The sequence below is a fragment of the Paucibacter aquatile genome (assembly GCF_002885975.1).
GTDB lineage: Bacteria > Pseudomonadota > Gammaproteobacteria > Burkholderiales > Burkholderiaceae_C > Paucibacter_A > Paucibacter_A aquatilis.
Window position 1 is genome coordinate 2,382,908 of the sequence record NZ_POSP01000003.1, and the last position, 15,449, is coordinate 2,398,356.

Here is a 15,449-nt window from a genome sequence, read left to right on the forward strand (position 1 = left end):
CTGGCAGCCCTCAAGCCGGCATGTGCTGCAGCAGCGCCAGCCACAGCGGCGCCGTCAGCACAAAGCCCAGGGTAGACACCACCACGGCGGCGGTGGTCTCACCCTCCTGACAGCGGTAGCGCTGGGCAAAGATCAGGGCGTTGGAGCCGGTGGGCAGGGCCGCCATCATGACCACCACAGCCAGCGGCATGCCGCGCAAACCCAGCAGCAGGCCCAGGCCCAGCACCAGGGACGGCAGCACGAGCAGCTTGGCCGCCACCAGGCCCAACACCGAGGTCCAGCGCTGCGGCCAGCCCAGGTAGGCCAGGGACATGCCGATCAGGGTCAGGCACAGCGGCACCACGGCCGTGCCCAGCATCTGCAGCACCTCGTCGAGTACCGCCGGCAGGCCCAGGCCCAGGGCGTTCCAGCACAGGCCCGCCACCACTGGCAGCACCACCGGGTGGATCACCGTGTTGCGCACGGTGTTGGCCAGCAGGCTGCCCAGGCCGGTGGGCTGGCCCTGGCTGCGCTCACGTGCCAGGTCCAGCTCCACCAGGGCCGTCAGCACGGTCAGGATGCTCAGCGCATGCAGGCTGACCACGGTGATGTGGATGGCCAGGCCCGCCTCGCCAAACACACCGGCCGCCAGCGGCACGCCGACCTGCAAGGTGTTGCCAAAGGTGGCAGTAATGGCCTGCACGCTGGGCACGGCCGCACCGGCGGCCGCCGCACCGCGCCAGCGCTGCAAGGCATACAAGGCCACCAGCAGGCCCAGCACGGGGGCGAAAAATGCCGTCAGCGTCAGCCAGGGCAGGCTGGCGAACTCGACCCGGGCCGTGGTGCGAAACAGCAGGGCGGGCACGAAGATGTAGAAGGCCACATTCGACAGCACCCGCGCCGGGTCACCGCCGCTGCCGCCGGCATCCGCCCCACCCAGCCAGCGCATGCGGCCGACAAACCAGCCGATGGCCACCGCAATCAGAATGGCCAACAGCTTGTGAAAAACAATCCAGCTCATGCGGCCCAGTATGCCGCGCCCGGGCCAGCGGCCTGGAGAACCGGCGGGAGAGCCGCCCGGCTCAGTGCGTGGTCGGCAAGCTCAGCTCGAACTCGAACACGCTGCCCTCGCCCAGCTCGCTGCGCACGCGGATCTCGCCGCCCATCTCGCGCAGCAGCTGCTGGCTGATCGACAGGCCCAGGCCGGTGCCGCCCAGGCAGCGTGCGTCCTCGGCCACCTGCTCGAAGGGCTTGAACAGGCGATCCATCATGCGCCGGGCGATGCCGATGCCGGTGTCGTGCACAACAAAGGCAATGCGGGCGCGGCTGTCCTGCTGCGCGACCAGGCTGACCTGCAGACCGAAGCGGCCCTGGTCGGTGAACTTGACCGCGTTGGACAGCAGATTCATCAGCACCTGGCGCAGGCGCTGGCCATCGACCAGCACGCGGGTCGGCAGCTGCGGGTCGATCTCGACCTGGAAATCCAGGTTCTTCTGCTCGGCACGCAGGCGCACGCTGTCGGCCACCATATCGAGCAGGGCGCGCAGGTCCACCGAGCTGGGCTGCAGGCGCACCTTGCCGGCCTCGATGCTGGCCATGTCCAGCACATCGGAGATCAGGCTCAGCAAATGCTCGCCGGCATCGCGGATCTGACCCACCTTGGCCTGCTGGGCCGGGCTCAGGCTGGCATCCATCTGCAGCAGCTGGCCGAAGCCGAGGATGGCGTTCAGCGGCGTGCGGAACTCATGGCTCATGGTGGCCAGGAAGCGGCTCTTGCTCTGGCTGGCGCTCTCGGCCCGGGCCTTGGCCTCGCTGAGCTCGCGGGTGCGCTCGGTGACCACCTCTTCGAGATGGTCGCGGTAATGCGTGAGCTCCTGCTCGGCCTGGCGACGCAGGCTGATGTCGCTGACCATGCCCTCGATGCGCAGGCCCTGGCCGCCGCCGCCCGGCACGACATGGACGCTCAACTCCACCCAGAGCTGGCGCCCCTCGTTGGTGGCGATCAAGAGCGGCACCTGCTGCAGCAGGCGGTGGCGCTGCAGGGCCAGGGCGATGCGCTTGAACTCCTGCGCCTCGATCTGCACCAGGCTGCGCAGGCGCCGGCCCGAAGCCATGGCCTGGGCCGGGCTGTGGAAGCCCAGCATCAGGGCCAGGGCGCGGTTGAGGCTGAGCAGACGGCCGCGCGCATCGCACTGGAAGATGCCCTCGGTGGCGTTCTCGAACAGGCTGCGAAAGCGCTCCTCGCTGAGCTGCAGGCCCTCGGATGAGGCCAGCAGGCGGGCGCTCATCAGATTGAACTGCTCGGTCAGGGCACCGATCTCGTCGTCGCGCTCGACCTCGGTGGTGGCGCCCAAGCGGCCCTCGGAGACCTGGCGGGCCATCTGGCCCAGGCGCTGCACCGGGCGCTGCACCAGGCGATTGACCAGGAGCAGGCTGGCCGCCACCACGGCCGCCAGCATGGCGCCCAGCAAGCTGGCCACGAAGCGGCGCATCTGTGCCACCTGGCGGTACACGCCCTCGCGACTCAGCACCAGGGTGGCCTGGGCCACCACCGTGGGGGCCAGGTCCGGGGCGGCCTGGTAGCTGATGTCGAACTGGCGGCTCAGCGGCTCCACAGCCGGCTCGCTGCGCTGGCGGCGCAGGGGCTCGGCATTGACGCCGACCGGGCGCAGCTCGATGGAATGAACCTCGGGGTCCGCCATCACGGCGTCCAGCAGGTTCTTGATGGCGATGTTGTCGAGGTTCCAGATCGGCCCGGCAAAGCCCAGGGCGACCAGGCTGGCCATGCGGGTCTGGCGGTGGTCGAGGGCGAGGTTGAGCTCCTGCTCCTCGCGCGAGGTCCAGGACCAACCCAGTGCCAAAGCCAGCAAACCGGCCGCCAGCGCCATGCCCAGAATCAAGCGGGACTGGATGCCGAAGCTCACTCGCACTGGGGCCATGCACTCACTCCTGACCTGGGCCGGACCAAGACCAGACCGAGGCGGCACGCGGGCGGCCCGGGTCTAACGCAACTGCTCTGCGCATCAGCATAGCGCCTTTGTGCGCCATGCCGATGAGGAGCAGCCCCAGTTCCCCTCGCAAGTGGGGGTGGGCGTCATGCAGCGCCCGGGCTTCAGGCGGCCTTCTTGGCCGCTGCCTTCTTGGCAGGCGCCTTCTTTGCGGCCACCTTCTTGGCCGCGACCTTCTTGGCCGCCGGCGCCTCGCTCACCACATCGGCAGCCGCCGTCTTGGCCGCGGCACCCCGCAGCGGCACGCCCGGCTTGGCTGCGCGCGGCTCGAACTCGAAGTTCACCTTGCCGGCCTTCTTGTCGTAAGCCAGGAAGGCCTTGAACTTGCGCCGGGTCTTGTTGGAGACGAAGTTCTCCAGCAGCGCGGTCTTGCCCTCGCTGAGCAGCTTTTGCATCTGGCTGATCTCGATGGGTTGCTGCAAGATGATCTTGCCGCTCTTGAAATCGCAGGTGATGGCGGCGCCCACGGCATGCTCGCAGACGTAGTTGCTGCCATGCTCGAAGACCCGGCCCTGACACTTGGGGCAGGCGCCCAGCGAGGTCTGGGCGCTGAAGTCCACCGCCTCGCCATCGCCCTCGCCGTTCTTGCCGTCGTCGCCGAAGTCGAACTCGAGCTTCCAGTTCTGGATCTCCTCGTCGAAGACCAGGGCCAGCTCGGCCGTGAAGGGCCAGCCGGCCTTGGAGCGGAAGCCTTCCAGCGGGCCGATCTTCTTGTCGGCCAGGAACTGTTCCACCTCGTGCAGTTCGAAGCTGCGGCCGCCGGGGATCTTGCCGATCGAGAAGCCGCAGCCCTCCGAAGCGCCATCCTTGCCGGTGCAGGTGAAGCGACGGTAGTTCTCCTTGACCACGCCGCTGCACTTCGGGCAGGGCGTCTTCAGGGTGGCGTAATCGCCAGGGATGGTGTCGCGGTCGTATTCCTTGGCTTTTTGCACCACGCGCTCGGTCATGGCGGCAATCTTGGCCATGAACTCGTCGCGGTTCAGGCGCCCCTTTTCCATCTCGGAGAGCTGGAACTCCCAGTCGCCGGTCAGCTCGGGCTTGGTCAGGTCCTTGATGTCCAGGCCACGCAGCAAGGTCATCAGCTGGAAGGCCTTGGCCGTGGGGAGCAGCTCGCGGCCATCGCGCAACATGTATTTTTCGGTCAGCAGGCCTTCGATGGTGGCGGCGCGGGTCGCTGGTGTGCCCAGGCCCTTCTCGGTCATGGCTGCGCGCAGCTCTTCATCGTCGATCAGCTTGCCGGCGCCTTCCATGGCCGAGAGCAGGGTCGCTTCGGTGTAGCGGGCCGGCGGCTTGGTGGCCAGGCTCTTCACATCGACCGACTCGGTGCGCACCACCTCGCCCGGGGCCACAGCCACCAGATTGGCGTCGTCTTCCTGCACTTCCTTGCCGTAGACGGCCAGCCAACCCGGCTTGACCAGCACCTTGCCATTGGTCTGGAAGTTCAGCTCCTTGCCCGCGGCCTTGACGGTGCTGATGCGGGTGGTGACCAGGAACTCGGCCGGCGGGAAGAACACGGCCAGGAAGCGCTTGACCACCAGGTCGTAGAGCTTGGCCTCGATGTCGGTCAGGCTCTTGGGCGCCTGCAGGGTCGGGATGATGGCAAAGTGATCCGAGACCTTGCTGTTGTCGAAGACCTTTTTGGTCGGCTTGATATAGCCCTCGTTGAGCGCCTTTCGGGCGTGGCCCGCCAGCTCACGCAAGGGGCCGGGCAGGTCCTCGCCGGCAATCATCTCGGCGGTCTGCTTGGCCACGGCCAGATAGTCCTCGGGCAGGAAGCGCGAGTCGGTCCGGGGGTAGGTCAGCACCTTGTGCTTTTCGTACAGGGCCTGGGCCAGGCTCAGCGTGGTCTTGGCCGAAAAACCGAAGCGTGAGTTGGCCTCACGCTGCAGCGTGGTCAGGTCGTAGAGGCCGCCACAGCTGCTGGTGGTGGGCTTGCTTTCTTCGCGCACGCTGGCCGGCTGGCCCAGGGCGGCGGCGGCGATGGCATCGGCCTCGGCGCGGTTCCAGATGCGGTCGGCGCGCGATTCGGCGTCCTCGCCCTTCTTCCAGCTCGGGTCGAACCATTTGCCTTCGTACTGGCCGGCCTGGGCGTCGAAGACGCCGCGCACTTCCCAGTAGTCGCGCGCCACATGCTTGCGGATCTTTTCTTCGCGCTCGACGACGATGGACAGCGTCGGCGTCTGCACCCGGCCGACCGTGGTCAGGAAGAAGCCGCCGTCGCGCGAGTTGAAGGCGGTCATGGCGCGTGTGCCATTGATGCCGACCAGCCAGTCGGCCTCGGAGCGGCAGCGCGCGGCATCGGCCAGAGGCAGCATCTGGGCATCGCTCTTGAGCTTGTCGAAACCGTCGCGTATGGCTTGCGGCGTCATGGACTGCAGCCACAGGCGCTGCACCGGCTTGTTGATGGCGGCCTTGGCCGTGCCAGCGTACTGCACGATCAAGCGGAAGATCAGCTCCCCTTCGCGGCCCGCGTCACAGGCGTTGATCAGCTGGGTGACGTCCTTGCGGCGGATCAGCTTGACCAGGGCATTGAGGCGGCCCTTGCTCTTGTCGATGGGGTTGAGGTCGAAGTGCGGCGGGATCACCGGCAGGTTGGCAAAGCTCCACTTGCCGCGCTTGACGTCGAACTCCTCGGGCGCCTTGATCTCCACCAGGTGGCCGACGGCCGAGCTGACGACGTAGTCCTCGCTCTCGAAGTATTCATCGTGCTTGTCGAACTTCCCCGCCTTGGGGGTCAAGGCGCGGACGATGTCCTGCGCCACGGACGGCTTCTCGGCAATGATCAGGGTCTTGCTCATGATGATGATGAAGTTTTCTACTCGTCTATTCGCTGCCGGCCGAAGTCGCTGACTCCGGCCTGCCTACAATCCGGCCTCGCGCGCGCCCATGCACATACGTACCTGCACGCGCGCACACCCATGAATTCAATGTAACCACAACTTCCGATGACGCAAGCCGCTCGCAAAAAGTCTGCCCCGGCCTCGGCCCCGGCTGCCAAGCCCGCCCAGCCTGCCAAGGCCGCAGCGGGCAAGGGTCGGCGCATCCAGGTCCGCAATTCCGGTGTGCATGGGCGCGGAGTCTATGCGCTGGCGCCGATCAAGGCGGGCGAAGTCATCATCGAATACACGGGTGAGCTCATCAGTTGGGACGAGGCCATGGAGCGCCACCCCCACGATCCCAAGCAGCCCAACCACACCTTCTACTTCCACATCGAGGACGGCCGCGTCATCGATGCCCTCTACGGCGGCAACAGCTCGCGCTGGATCAACCACTCCTGCGAGCCCAACTGCGAGACCGACGAGATCAAGGGCCGCGTCTTCATCAAGGCCCTGCAAGACCTGTCCCCCGGTGAAGAGTTGTTTTATGACTACGGCCTCACCATCGACGAGCGCTACACCCCGAAGCTGAAGAAAGAGTTCGCCTGCTACTGCGGCAGCCCCTTCTGCCGTGGCACCATGCTGGCGCCCAAACGCTGAGTGATGTTCCGCCACCCATGAGCCTCTCCGAACGCAGCCATCTCGACTGGAAAGCCGAAGCCCTCTGGCAAGACCTGACCCCCTTGCTGCCCGGCATCAGCATCGAAGTGCTGGCCCGCACCGCCTCCACCAATACCGCCCTGCTGGAGCGGGTGCGCAGCCAGGCCCAGCAAGGCACGGAAAGCCGCTACGGCCGCCGCGCCCACGACATGCAGCCCTGCCTGCTGGTGGCCGAGCACCAGACCCACGGCCGCGGCCGCCAAGGCCGCGCCTGGCTGTCCAGCCCCGGCGCCTCGCTGACCTTCTCCCTGGGCCTGCCGCTGGATCTGGCCGACTGGGGTGGCCTGTCCCTGGCCATCGGCTGCGCGATTGCCGAGGCCCTGGAACCCAGCAGCTGCCTGGCCGCCGGCCAGCGGCCGCGGCTGGAACTGAAGTGGCCCAATGATTTGTGGCTGGATGGCCGCAAGCTGGGCGGCATCCTGATCGAGACCGTGCCCGCCGGCGAGCAGCGCATGGTCATCATCGGCGTGGGCCTGAACATCCAGGCCCTGGCCGGCGAGCCCGACACCCAGCCCGGCGCCACCTTCAACACCGGCTTTGCCTCGCTGAGCGAGTTCGATGCCACGCTGGACGGCCCCACCGTCCTGGCCCGCATCGCCCCGGCCATGGCGCGCTGCCTGCGCGACTTCCCGCAGGGCGGCTTTGCGGCCTGGACCGAGGCCTATGCCCGGCGTGACCTGACCTTGGGCCAGCCCGTCAGCGCCGGCGCCCTGGAAGGCATCGCCCGCGGCGTGGCCGCCGATGGTTCGCTGCAGGTCGACACGGCCCAGGGCCTGCAAAGCGTCAGCGCCGGTGAAGTCAGCCTGCGCCTGAGCACGCCGCCCGCCGCCCCGGCCACCGGCCGCTGAAGCCCCAGCCCCCACGACCACCATGCTTCGTGCCCTGCTCGCCCTGCTGCTGATTCTCAACGGGCTGTTTTTCAGCTGGACCCAGGGCTGGCTGGATGGCTTCGTCGGCATCAAGGCCAGCGGCGATCGCGAGCCCGAGCGACTGGCTCGCCAACAGAACCCCGAGCGCATCGAGCTGCTGAGCCCCTCGGCCGCCAAGGCCCTGCAGCAGCGCGCCTGCGTGGAGCTGGGCCCGCTGGAGGGTGACGCGGCCCTGCAGGCGGCACAGACCGTGCTGGCCAATGCCGGCGTGCCCGCCAGCGAATGGCAGGCCCTGCACAACGAGCAGGCTGGCGTCTGGGCCGTGGCCACCACCCGCTTCCCCAACAAAGACCTGCAAGGCCGCAAGGAAGAGGTGCTGAAGAAGCTCAAGATCAGCTACGAGCCTCTGAGCGGCGTGCCGGCCGAGATGCCAGCCCTGCTGCTGAGCCGCCATGCCAGCGAGAAGGCGGCCCAGCTGCAAATTGATCGCCTGGGCCAGCGCGCAGTCAAAGGCCTGCAGGTGCTGCAACTGCAGGCACCGATCAACCGCCACACCTTGGTCTTCGTACAAGCCGACGGCGCACGCCGCGCCCAGCTGAAGAGCCTCAAGAGCCCCGCTCTAGCGGCCGGCTTCAAGAGCTGCACGGGCGCCGCGGCCAGCTTGGCGGCCAGCGCCGCAGCCAGCGCGTCAAGCCCGACCAGCGGCGGCCGCTGAGCGACGGCTCATTTCACCGCGCTCCGCGGTACCCGAGCGCAAAGCCCAGGCCGCCAGCGCCAGCAGGGCCAGCCACAGGCCGCTGAAAGCGCCGCCACCACCACCTCCACCGCCCGAGCTGGTGCTGCCTCCCGGCGTCGTGCCCGAGGCGGCCGATACCGTGAAGCTCTGCGACACCGGGCTGGCAGCCGCAAAGCTGGCATTGCCGGCCTGGCTGGCCGTCAGCGTGCAGGTGCCCGCCGTCAGAAGCGACACCGCAGTGCCGCTGACCGTGCAGACCGCCGTCGTGCTGGAGCTGTAACTGACCGCCAGGCCCGAGCTGGCCGTGGCCGCCAGGGCCGGCATGGCCGTGCCCAGGGTCTGGTTGGCGATGGCTGAGAAGGCGATGGTCTGCGGCGTGCCGGCCACATTGAAGCTGCGCGCCACGTCGGCCGCAGCCTGGTAGCTGCTGTTGCCGGCCTGCTTGGCCAGCACCGTGCAAACGCCGGAACTGAGCAGACTCAAAGACGTGCCGCTGACCGTACACACGCCCGGCGTGCTGCTTTCAAAGCTGACACTCAGGCCCGAGCTGGCCGTTGCAGCCAGGGCCGGGGCCGCCGTGCCCAGGACTTGATCGGCCACGGCCGGGAAGCTGATGCTCTGGCTCGCGGGCGAGACCGTGAAGCTGCGGCTGACCGAAGGGGCCGCGGCAAACACGGAGCTGCCGGCCTGGCTGGCCACCACGGTGCAGGTGCCGCCCGCCACCAGGGTCAGGCTGCTGCCACTGACCGTGCAGACCGCAGACGTGCTGCTGCTGAAACTGACCGGCAGGCCCGAGCTGGCGGTGGCCACCAGGCTGCTGGGCGCCTGGCCGAACACCAGGCCGCTGGGCGCCGTGAAGGCAATCGTCTGAGCCGTGCTGCCAACGGCCGAGACCGTGATTGTCCGGGTGCTGGTGTGAACCGTGCCCAGGTCGTCGATCAGCTGCAAGCTGACGCTGAAGCTGCCGGCGCCGCTGGGCGTGAGGGTGACGGTTTGCGTGTTGGCGCCGGCGCTGAAAGCGCTGACGATGCCGCCGCCCGAGCTCAGCGTCCAGGCGGCGCTGGCGATGCTACGGCCGGTGCCCAAGGTGCTGCTGCTGGCGCTCAGGCTCAGCGGATTGCCGGCCAGCGGCGTGCTCGGGGTGCTGACGATCTGGATCACCGCGCCATTGGCGGCCCGCGCCGCGGCCACGGCCGCACCGGCGTCCAGCATGCCGGCACCGCAGGTGCTGGTGGTGCAGTAGCACTCGTCCTGGGTGGCCGAGGTCGGCGCCGTGCATTGCGGGATGCCGGCCGTGCCGCCGCTGGTGACAAAGGGGCGTGCGGTGCTGCGCAAGGTGCTCAGCACCTCGGCCGGCGTCATGCTCGGGCGCACCGAGAGCATCAGGGCCACGGTGCCGGCCACCACCGGGGTGGAAAAGCTGGTGCCCACCGAAGCGCCGTTGTTGGTGTAGGCCGCATCCCCCACCACCGGCGTGGTCGTGCCGCTGTTGGTGGTGCTGAACATGGGGTAGAGGCAGGCGCCGCTGAGGTTCACGCAGTTGCCGCCCGGGGCTGCGATGCTGACCTCGGGGCCGATGCTGGAGAAGCCGACCTTGCTGCCGACATGGCGCAGGCCGGTGACCGTGATCACGCCGGGGCAGTTGCCCGGCAGGCCGACCGCCAGGCCCTCGCTGTTGCCGGCGGCGACGACGATGCTGGCGCCACGCGCGGTGACGGCGCTGATGGCATTGCGGTACAGCTGGCCGGTGCCCGTGGTGCCGCAGGCACCGCTGCCGCCCAGGCTCATGTTCAGCACCTTGGCGGGGTTGGGATTGCTGGGCAGGCCGGGCACGGCCACGCCGGCCGCCCATTGCATGCCGGCAATGATGTCGGAGTCGTAGCCGCCGCATTTGCCCAGCACGCGCACCGGCAGGATCTTCACGCCCCAAGCCACGCCGGCCATGCCGGCGCCGTTGTTGGAGGCGGCGGCGATCAGGCCGGCCACGCGCGTGCCATGCCAGGAGCTGTTGCCGATGTCGCTGGCGTCGCAACTGCTGCCCAGGGTGCCGGCATTGATGTCGGCCTGGCTGACCCAGTCGCCGGGGTCGGAGGCGTCGGCATCGGCGCCATCGCCGTCGTTGGCGGTGGCCGTGGCCTGGGCACTCGATGAGTTCAGGCCCACCATGTCGTAGCCGCCGACGATCTGGGCCGCCAGCTCGGGGTGGTCTTTGCGAATGCCGGTGTCCAGCACGGCCACGACGATGCTGCTGTGGCCGGTGTTGATGTCCCAGGCGGCCGGCGCATTGATGCTGGACACCACCTCGCCAGGCACGCTGCTCGGGGGCTTCAGGTACCACTGGCCGACGCTGGGACCGCTGGGCAGGGCGGTGGCGTAGAAGGGGTCGTTGGGCAGGCGGGTGTGACGGCGGCGCTGATCGACCACGGCCATTTCCACTTCCGAATCGAGCGCCAGCTGCTGGGCCAGGGCGGCCGAGCTGATGCCGCTGGCAACGATGACATGGGTGCGCTCATCCAGGCTGCGTAGCGCGCGCAGGCCCTGGCGCGTGCGGGCATTGAGGCCGCTGCGCAGGCCCAGGCCGGTGGCGCGGGTCTGCGCCACATCCATGGCCGCGCTGCGGCTCATGGACACCGACATGGCCTTGGCCCGCACGCTGGCCGCCGCGGGCTTGAAGCGCACGATGACGCGGGCTTGCGCTTCGGCAGCCGCAGCAGCCACCAGCGGCGCGGTCTGCGCAGGCACCGTGGGGGCCCAGGCGATGGCCAGCAGTGAAAGGCAAAGGCTCAGGCCGAGGGGGGTGGTTTTCATGGGGCAAGCTCCTGGGCCGGAATGAATATAGGCGAGCAATGGCGAGGCCGTCGAGCAGGGCTGCCCGAGCGCTGTCGCGCCAGTTTAGAGCGGCCTGAAATGCCTCGGCGTAAAGAAAAGATTCCTTTGCCCCCGCTTGTTGACACAGAGAAAAGGCTTGCCATGCGCACCGCGCAGGCGCAAAAAAAGGGCCTTGCCGCCATGGCAAGGCCCCGGTGTGCTCAGCGCGCCGCGTGGCGCGCGGGCTGCGGCATCACTTGGCGATGACGCGCACCATCTCGAGCACCTTGTTCGAGTAGCCCCACTCGTTGTCGTACCAGGCCACCAGCTTGACGAAGGTGCCGTCCAGGGCGATGCCGGCGTCGGCGTCGAAGATGGAGGTGCGGGCGTCGCCGCGGAAGTCGGTCGCCACGACCTTCTCTTCGGTGTACCCCAGCACGCCCTTCAGTGCGCCTTCAGACTGGGCCTTGAACTCGGCGCAGATGTCCTTGTACGAGGCTTCATTGTTTAGCTCGACGGTCAGGTCCACCACCGAGACGTCGGAGGTCGGCACGCGGAAGCTCATGCCGGTCAGCTTCTTGTTCAGCTCGGGGATCACCACGCCCACGGCCTTGGCTGCGCCGGTGCTCGAGGGGATGATGTTTTCCAGGATGCCGCGGCCACCGCGCCAGTCCTTGTTGCTCGGGCCGTCCACGGTCTTTTGCGTGGCGGTGGCGGCGTGCACAGTGGTCATCAGGCCGCGCTTGATGCCCCACTTGTCGTTCAGCACCTTGGCCAGGGGGGCCAGGCAGTTGGTGGTGCACGAGGCGTTGGAGATGATGGCCTGGCCGGCGTAGGTGTTGTGGTTCACACCGAACACGAACATCGGGGTGTCGTCCTTCGACGGTGCCGAGAACACAACCTTCTTGGCGCCAGCGGCCAGGTGCTTTTCGCCCGAAGCCTTGTCCAGGAACAGGCCGGTGGCTTCGACGACGATGTCGGCGCCGACTTCGTTCCACTTCAGGTTGGCGGGATCACGCTCCTGGGTCAGGCGGATGGCCTTGCCATTGACAACCAGGGTGTTGCCGTCCACCGAGACTTCGCCGTCGAACTTGCCGTGCACGCTGTCGTACTTGAGCATGTAGGCCAGATAGTCAGGCTCGAGCAGGTCGTTGATGCCGACCACTTCGATTTCCTTGAAGTTGGCGATGGCAGCGCGGAACACCATGCGGCCGATGCGGCCGAAGCCGTTGATACCGATCTTGATCGTCATGAGGAAAGACTCCTGTTCAGGTTGGAGATTGAATGAATTGAGAAAAGGGAACTCGGTTCAAACCCGGCAAGCACCGGGGCGCCTGAACGGATGAGTCGGGTGCGGGCGGCGTCGCATTGCATCAGCTTTGCGCCTCGGCTTCGAGCTTCAGGGTGCCGCAGGGCACTTGGATCTGGAGCACTTCGCCGAACAATTCGTTGGCCTGCTTGTCGCTGGCAAAGGCCAGTTGCCGCTCAGACAGCCACTTGAGAAAGGCGGCGCGGTTGGGGTCTGGCTTGCCAGCCCTGACTTCGTTCGGCAGGTGTGGCCCAAGAATGGAGTAATCCACCTTGAAAGGGCAATTCATGGTGCTGAAGTCAAAGTCGGCATTCACGCCTCGGATTCCTGCGGTCATTCCGAGGAACTCACCCAATCCCAAAACGTCCCGCTTCAAGGCATAACGACGCACGCCCGGTGGGTTGTAGCTGAATCGCTGCTCAACGAACCGGGGCTGTTCAGCCCCCGTACGGCAAGGCATGCGGTACTTCGCCACACGCTCACGAACCACGTCCTCAAAGCGCTTCGAGGCCGTGGAATGAATGAGCTTCACATCCGGCGGCTGCTTCCCATCGCCGTGGAATCCCAGCACGACAACGACATGCTCCACGTCACGATCACCCGGCCATGGCGTCGGCGCCTCGATCGGCTCTCGAGGCATGACGACACAGAACTCGTCCTTGTTCTGTCGCGCCAGCGGCAAAGGCTCTCGCTGCGTGTTCGTGAAGTTGAACTCCTGCACCGCCTTGACCGGCCCCTCCGTGCTTGTGAGGCAGGGCAAGCGATAGCCCTCGAGGAAGCGAAACACCTGCTCCTGCATCTCGGGCGCTGCCGTGTTCGTCAGCACGTCAACAAGGGGCGCCGCATCGGCTTGATGGAAGTGCAGCTGGACGCGCATGAAGCCGCCCGCACGGCTTCTCTCGAGCTCGTTCGGATACACCGGCGGCTTCTCCTTGCGAACCAAGCAGCTGAGCGACTGTGCCAGTGAAGGCGGCGTCACATCCGATGCGGTTTGTGCATGCGCAGCAACACCGAATCCGCTCAGCAGACCCAGCACCACCAGCATGCGCTCAAACCCCGTGTTCTTCGATAGGTGGTTCAAGCGCTCCTCCTTGTCTTTATCGGCCAGGGTGAAAGGTCGCGAGCTTAGCTGAATCTCAGCGCTTCTTGCCGCCCTTCAGCTTGGCCACACCCAGCGCCACCTTGACCGTGTCGACCACGTTCTCGGCGGTGAAGCCGAAGTGCTTGAACAGCACCGGGGCGGGGGCGGATTCGCCGTAGCTGTCGATGCCGACGACGGCGGCGACGCCGTACTTCCACCAGCCATCGCTGACGCCCATTTCCACTGCGACGCGCGGCAGGCCTTCCGGCAGCACGGCCTTCTTGTAGGTCAGGTCCTGGCGGTCGAACACGGTGGTCGAGGGCATGGAGACCACGCGCACCGGGATGCCTTGCTGGGCCAGGGTGGCTTGCGCCGCCAGAGCCAGCTGCACTTCGGAGCCGGTGGCGATGATGACGCCACGGGCCTTCTTCTTCAGGCCGGCATCGCTGGGCTCGCTCAGCACGTAAGCGCCCTTGGCGATGTCATCGACGGCGGTCTTGGGTGCGTAGGGCAGGTTCTGGCGCGACAGGGCCAGCACGCTGGGGCGCTGGGCGTTGCCGATGGCCATGGTCCAGGCGACCACGGTTTCGGTGGTGTCGGCCGGGCGCCAGACATCCAGGCCCGGGATCAGGCGCAGCGAGGCGACATGCTCGATCGACTGGTGGGTCGGGCCGTCTTCGCCCAGGCCGATGGAATCGTGGGTGAACACATGGATGACGCGCTGCTTCATCAGCGCGGCCATGCGGATGGCATTGCGGCTGTAGTCGCTGAAGGTCAGGAAGGTGCCGCCGTAGGGGATGTAGCCGCCGTGCAGGGCCACGCCGTTCATGATGGCGGCCATGCCGAACTCGCGCACGCCGTAGTTGATGTGGCGGCCGCCGTTGCTGCTGCCATCGGCCTCGACGCGGAAGGCCGGGGTCGACTTGGTGTTGGTCAGGTTGGAGCCGGTCAGGTCGGCCGAGCCGCCCAGCAGTTCAGGCACGGCGGCGGTGAAGGCTTCCAGGGCGATCTGGCTGGCCTTGCGGCTGGCGACCGTTTCGGCCTTGCCGTGGGCCGCGACCACGGCGTCGACGGCGGTCTGGGCGAAGTTGGCAGGCAGCACGCCGGCCATGCGGCGGGCGAACTCGGCGGCCAGCTCGGGGTGAGCGGTGGCGTAGGCGTCGAAACGCTCGTCCCAGGCGGACTCCAGAGCAGCACCCGCGGCCTTGGCATCCCAGTCGGCATACACCTCTTGCGGGATCACGAAGGGCTCGTGCGCCCAGCCCAGCTGCTCGCGAGTCAGCTTGATTTCCTCGTTACCCAGCGGCTCGCCGTGGGCCTTGGCAGTGTTGGCGCGGTTCGGCGAGCCCTTGCCGATATGGGTCTTGGCGATCACCAGGGTCGGCTTGACGCTGCTCTTCTTGGCTTCGGCAATGGCGGCGTCGACGGCGTCGACATCATGGCCGTCCACCGGGCCGACCACGTTCCAGCCATAGGCTTCGAAACGCTGGGCGGTGTTGTCGGCGAACCAGGGGGCGACCTGGCCGTCGATGGAGATGCCGTTGTCGTCGTAAATGGCGATCAGCTTGTTCAGCTTCCAGGCGCCGGCCAGCGAGGCGGCTTCGTGGCTGATACCTTCCATCAGGCAGCCGTCACCCAGGAACACATAGGTGTGGTGGTCGACGACCTGGTGCTCGTCGATGTTGAATTCCTTGGCCAGCATTTTCTCGGCCAAGGCCAGACCCACGGCATTGGTGATGCCCTGACCCAGCGGGCCGGTGGTCGTTTCCACGCCCGGGGTGATGCCCACTTCCGGGTGGCCCGGGGTCTTGCTGTGCAGCTGGCGGAAGGCCTTGAGCTCTTCGATCGGCAGCTCATAGCCCGACAGATGCAGCAGGGCGTAAATCAGCATCGAACCGTGGCCGTTGGACAGCACGAAGCGGTCACGGTTGGCCCATTGCGGGTTGGCCGGGTTGTGACGCAGATGGCGGCTCCACAGGGCCACGGCGATGTCGGCCATGCCCATGGGCGCGCCCGGGTGGCCCGAGTTGGCTTGCTGCACGGCGTCCATGGCCAGTGCGCGAATGGCGTTGGCCATCAGGGTGGGGTTGCGAGCAGCGGTAGTTGCCATGTGCGTGCGGAAG

The 15,449-nt window shown here is 67.3% G+C and carries 10 protein-coding genes; 3 read left to right on the plus strand and 7 right to left on the minus strand.

Going from position 1 to position 15,449, the window contains the following annotated elements; genetic code table 11:
• Window positions 1–10: 10 nt before the first annotated feature.
• From C1O66_RS13470 to C1O66_RS13480, 3 genes are all read right to left on the minus strand, one after another.
• On the minus strand, window positions 11–1,000 hold the full coding sequence (locus C1O66_RS13470; protein ID WP_102768351.1) for an AEC family transporter: 990 nt from the start codon (window positions 998–1,000) through the stop codon (window positions 11–13).
• A gap of 61 nt (window positions 1,001–1,061) precedes the next feature.
• Window positions 1,062–2,918, minus strand: coding sequence for an ATP-binding protein (locus C1O66_RS13475; protein ID WP_102768352.1), 1,857 nt, complete (start codon window positions 2,916–2,918; stop codon window positions 1,062–1,064).
• A gap of 173 nt (window positions 2,919–3,091) precedes the next feature.
• On the minus strand, window positions 3,092–5,785 hold the full coding sequence (locus C1O66_RS13480) for a DNA topoisomerase III (RefSeq protein WP_243392793.1): 2,694 nt from the start codon (window positions 5,783–5,785) through the stop codon (window positions 3,092–3,094).
• 147 nt (window positions 5,786–5,932) lie between these two features.
• Here C1O66_RS13480 and C1O66_RS13485 point away from each other — a divergent pair, with 147 nt between their 5' ends.
• Genes C1O66_RS13485 through C1O66_RS13495 form a run of 3 tightly spaced genes read left to right on the plus strand, consistent with a single transcriptional unit; the run spans window position 5,933 to window position 8,107 of the window.
• Window positions 5,933–6,463 (plus strand): SET domain-containing protein, encoded by a 531-nt coding sequence (locus C1O66_RS13485; RefSeq protein ID WP_102768353.1) that lies wholly within the window; start codon window positions 5,933–5,935, stop codon window positions 6,461–6,463.
• A gap of 17 nt (window positions 6,464–6,480) precedes the next feature.
• Window positions 6,481–7,371 (plus strand): biotin--[acetyl-CoA-carboxylase] ligase, encoded by an 891-nt coding sequence (locus C1O66_RS13490; protein ID WP_102768354.1) that lies wholly within the window; start codon window positions 6,481–6,483, stop codon window positions 7,369–7,371.
• A 22-nt stretch (window positions 7,372–7,393) separates the two neighbouring features.
• Window positions 7,394–8,107 (plus strand): hypothetical protein, encoded by a 714-nt coding sequence (locus C1O66_RS13495; protein ID WP_102768355.1) that lies wholly within the window; start codon window positions 7,394–7,396, stop codon window positions 8,105–8,107.
• On the opposite strand, the gene C1O66_RS23715 is transcribed toward C1O66_RS13495, so the two are convergent.
• From C1O66_RS23715 to tkt, 4 genes are all read right to left on the minus strand, one after another.
• Window positions 8,081–10,936 carry a S8 family peptidase gene (locus C1O66_RS23715; protein ID WP_133155208.1) on the minus strand — a complete coding sequence of 952 codons (2,856 nt, stop codon included), beginning with the start codon at window positions 10,934–10,936 and terminating at the stop codon, window positions 8,081–8,083. The genes C1O66_RS13495 and C1O66_RS23715 overlap by 27 nt on opposite strands.
• A gap of 253 nt (window positions 10,937–11,189) precedes the next feature.
• Window positions 11,190–12,188, minus strand: a complete 999-nt coding sequence (gene gap / locus C1O66_RS13505; protein WP_102768356.1) for a type I glyceraldehyde-3-phosphate dehydrogenase — start codon at window positions 12,186–12,188, stop codon at window positions 11,190–11,192.
• A gap of 121 nt (window positions 12,189–12,309) precedes the next feature.
• Window positions 12,310–13,326 carry a hypothetical protein gene (locus C1O66_RS13510; protein ID WP_133155209.1) on the minus strand — a complete coding sequence of 339 codons (1,017 nt, stop codon included), beginning with the start codon at window positions 13,324–13,326 and terminating at the stop codon, window positions 12,310–12,312.
• A 55-nt stretch (window positions 13,327–13,381) separates the two neighbouring features.
• The gene (gene tkt / locus C1O66_RS13515; RefSeq protein WP_207795950.1) at window positions 13,382–15,436 is read right to left on the minus strand and encodes a transketolase; all 2,055 of its coding nucleotides are present in this window, start codon (window positions 15,434–15,436) and stop codon (window positions 13,382–13,384) included.
• Window positions 15,437–15,449 lie beyond the last annotated feature (13 nt).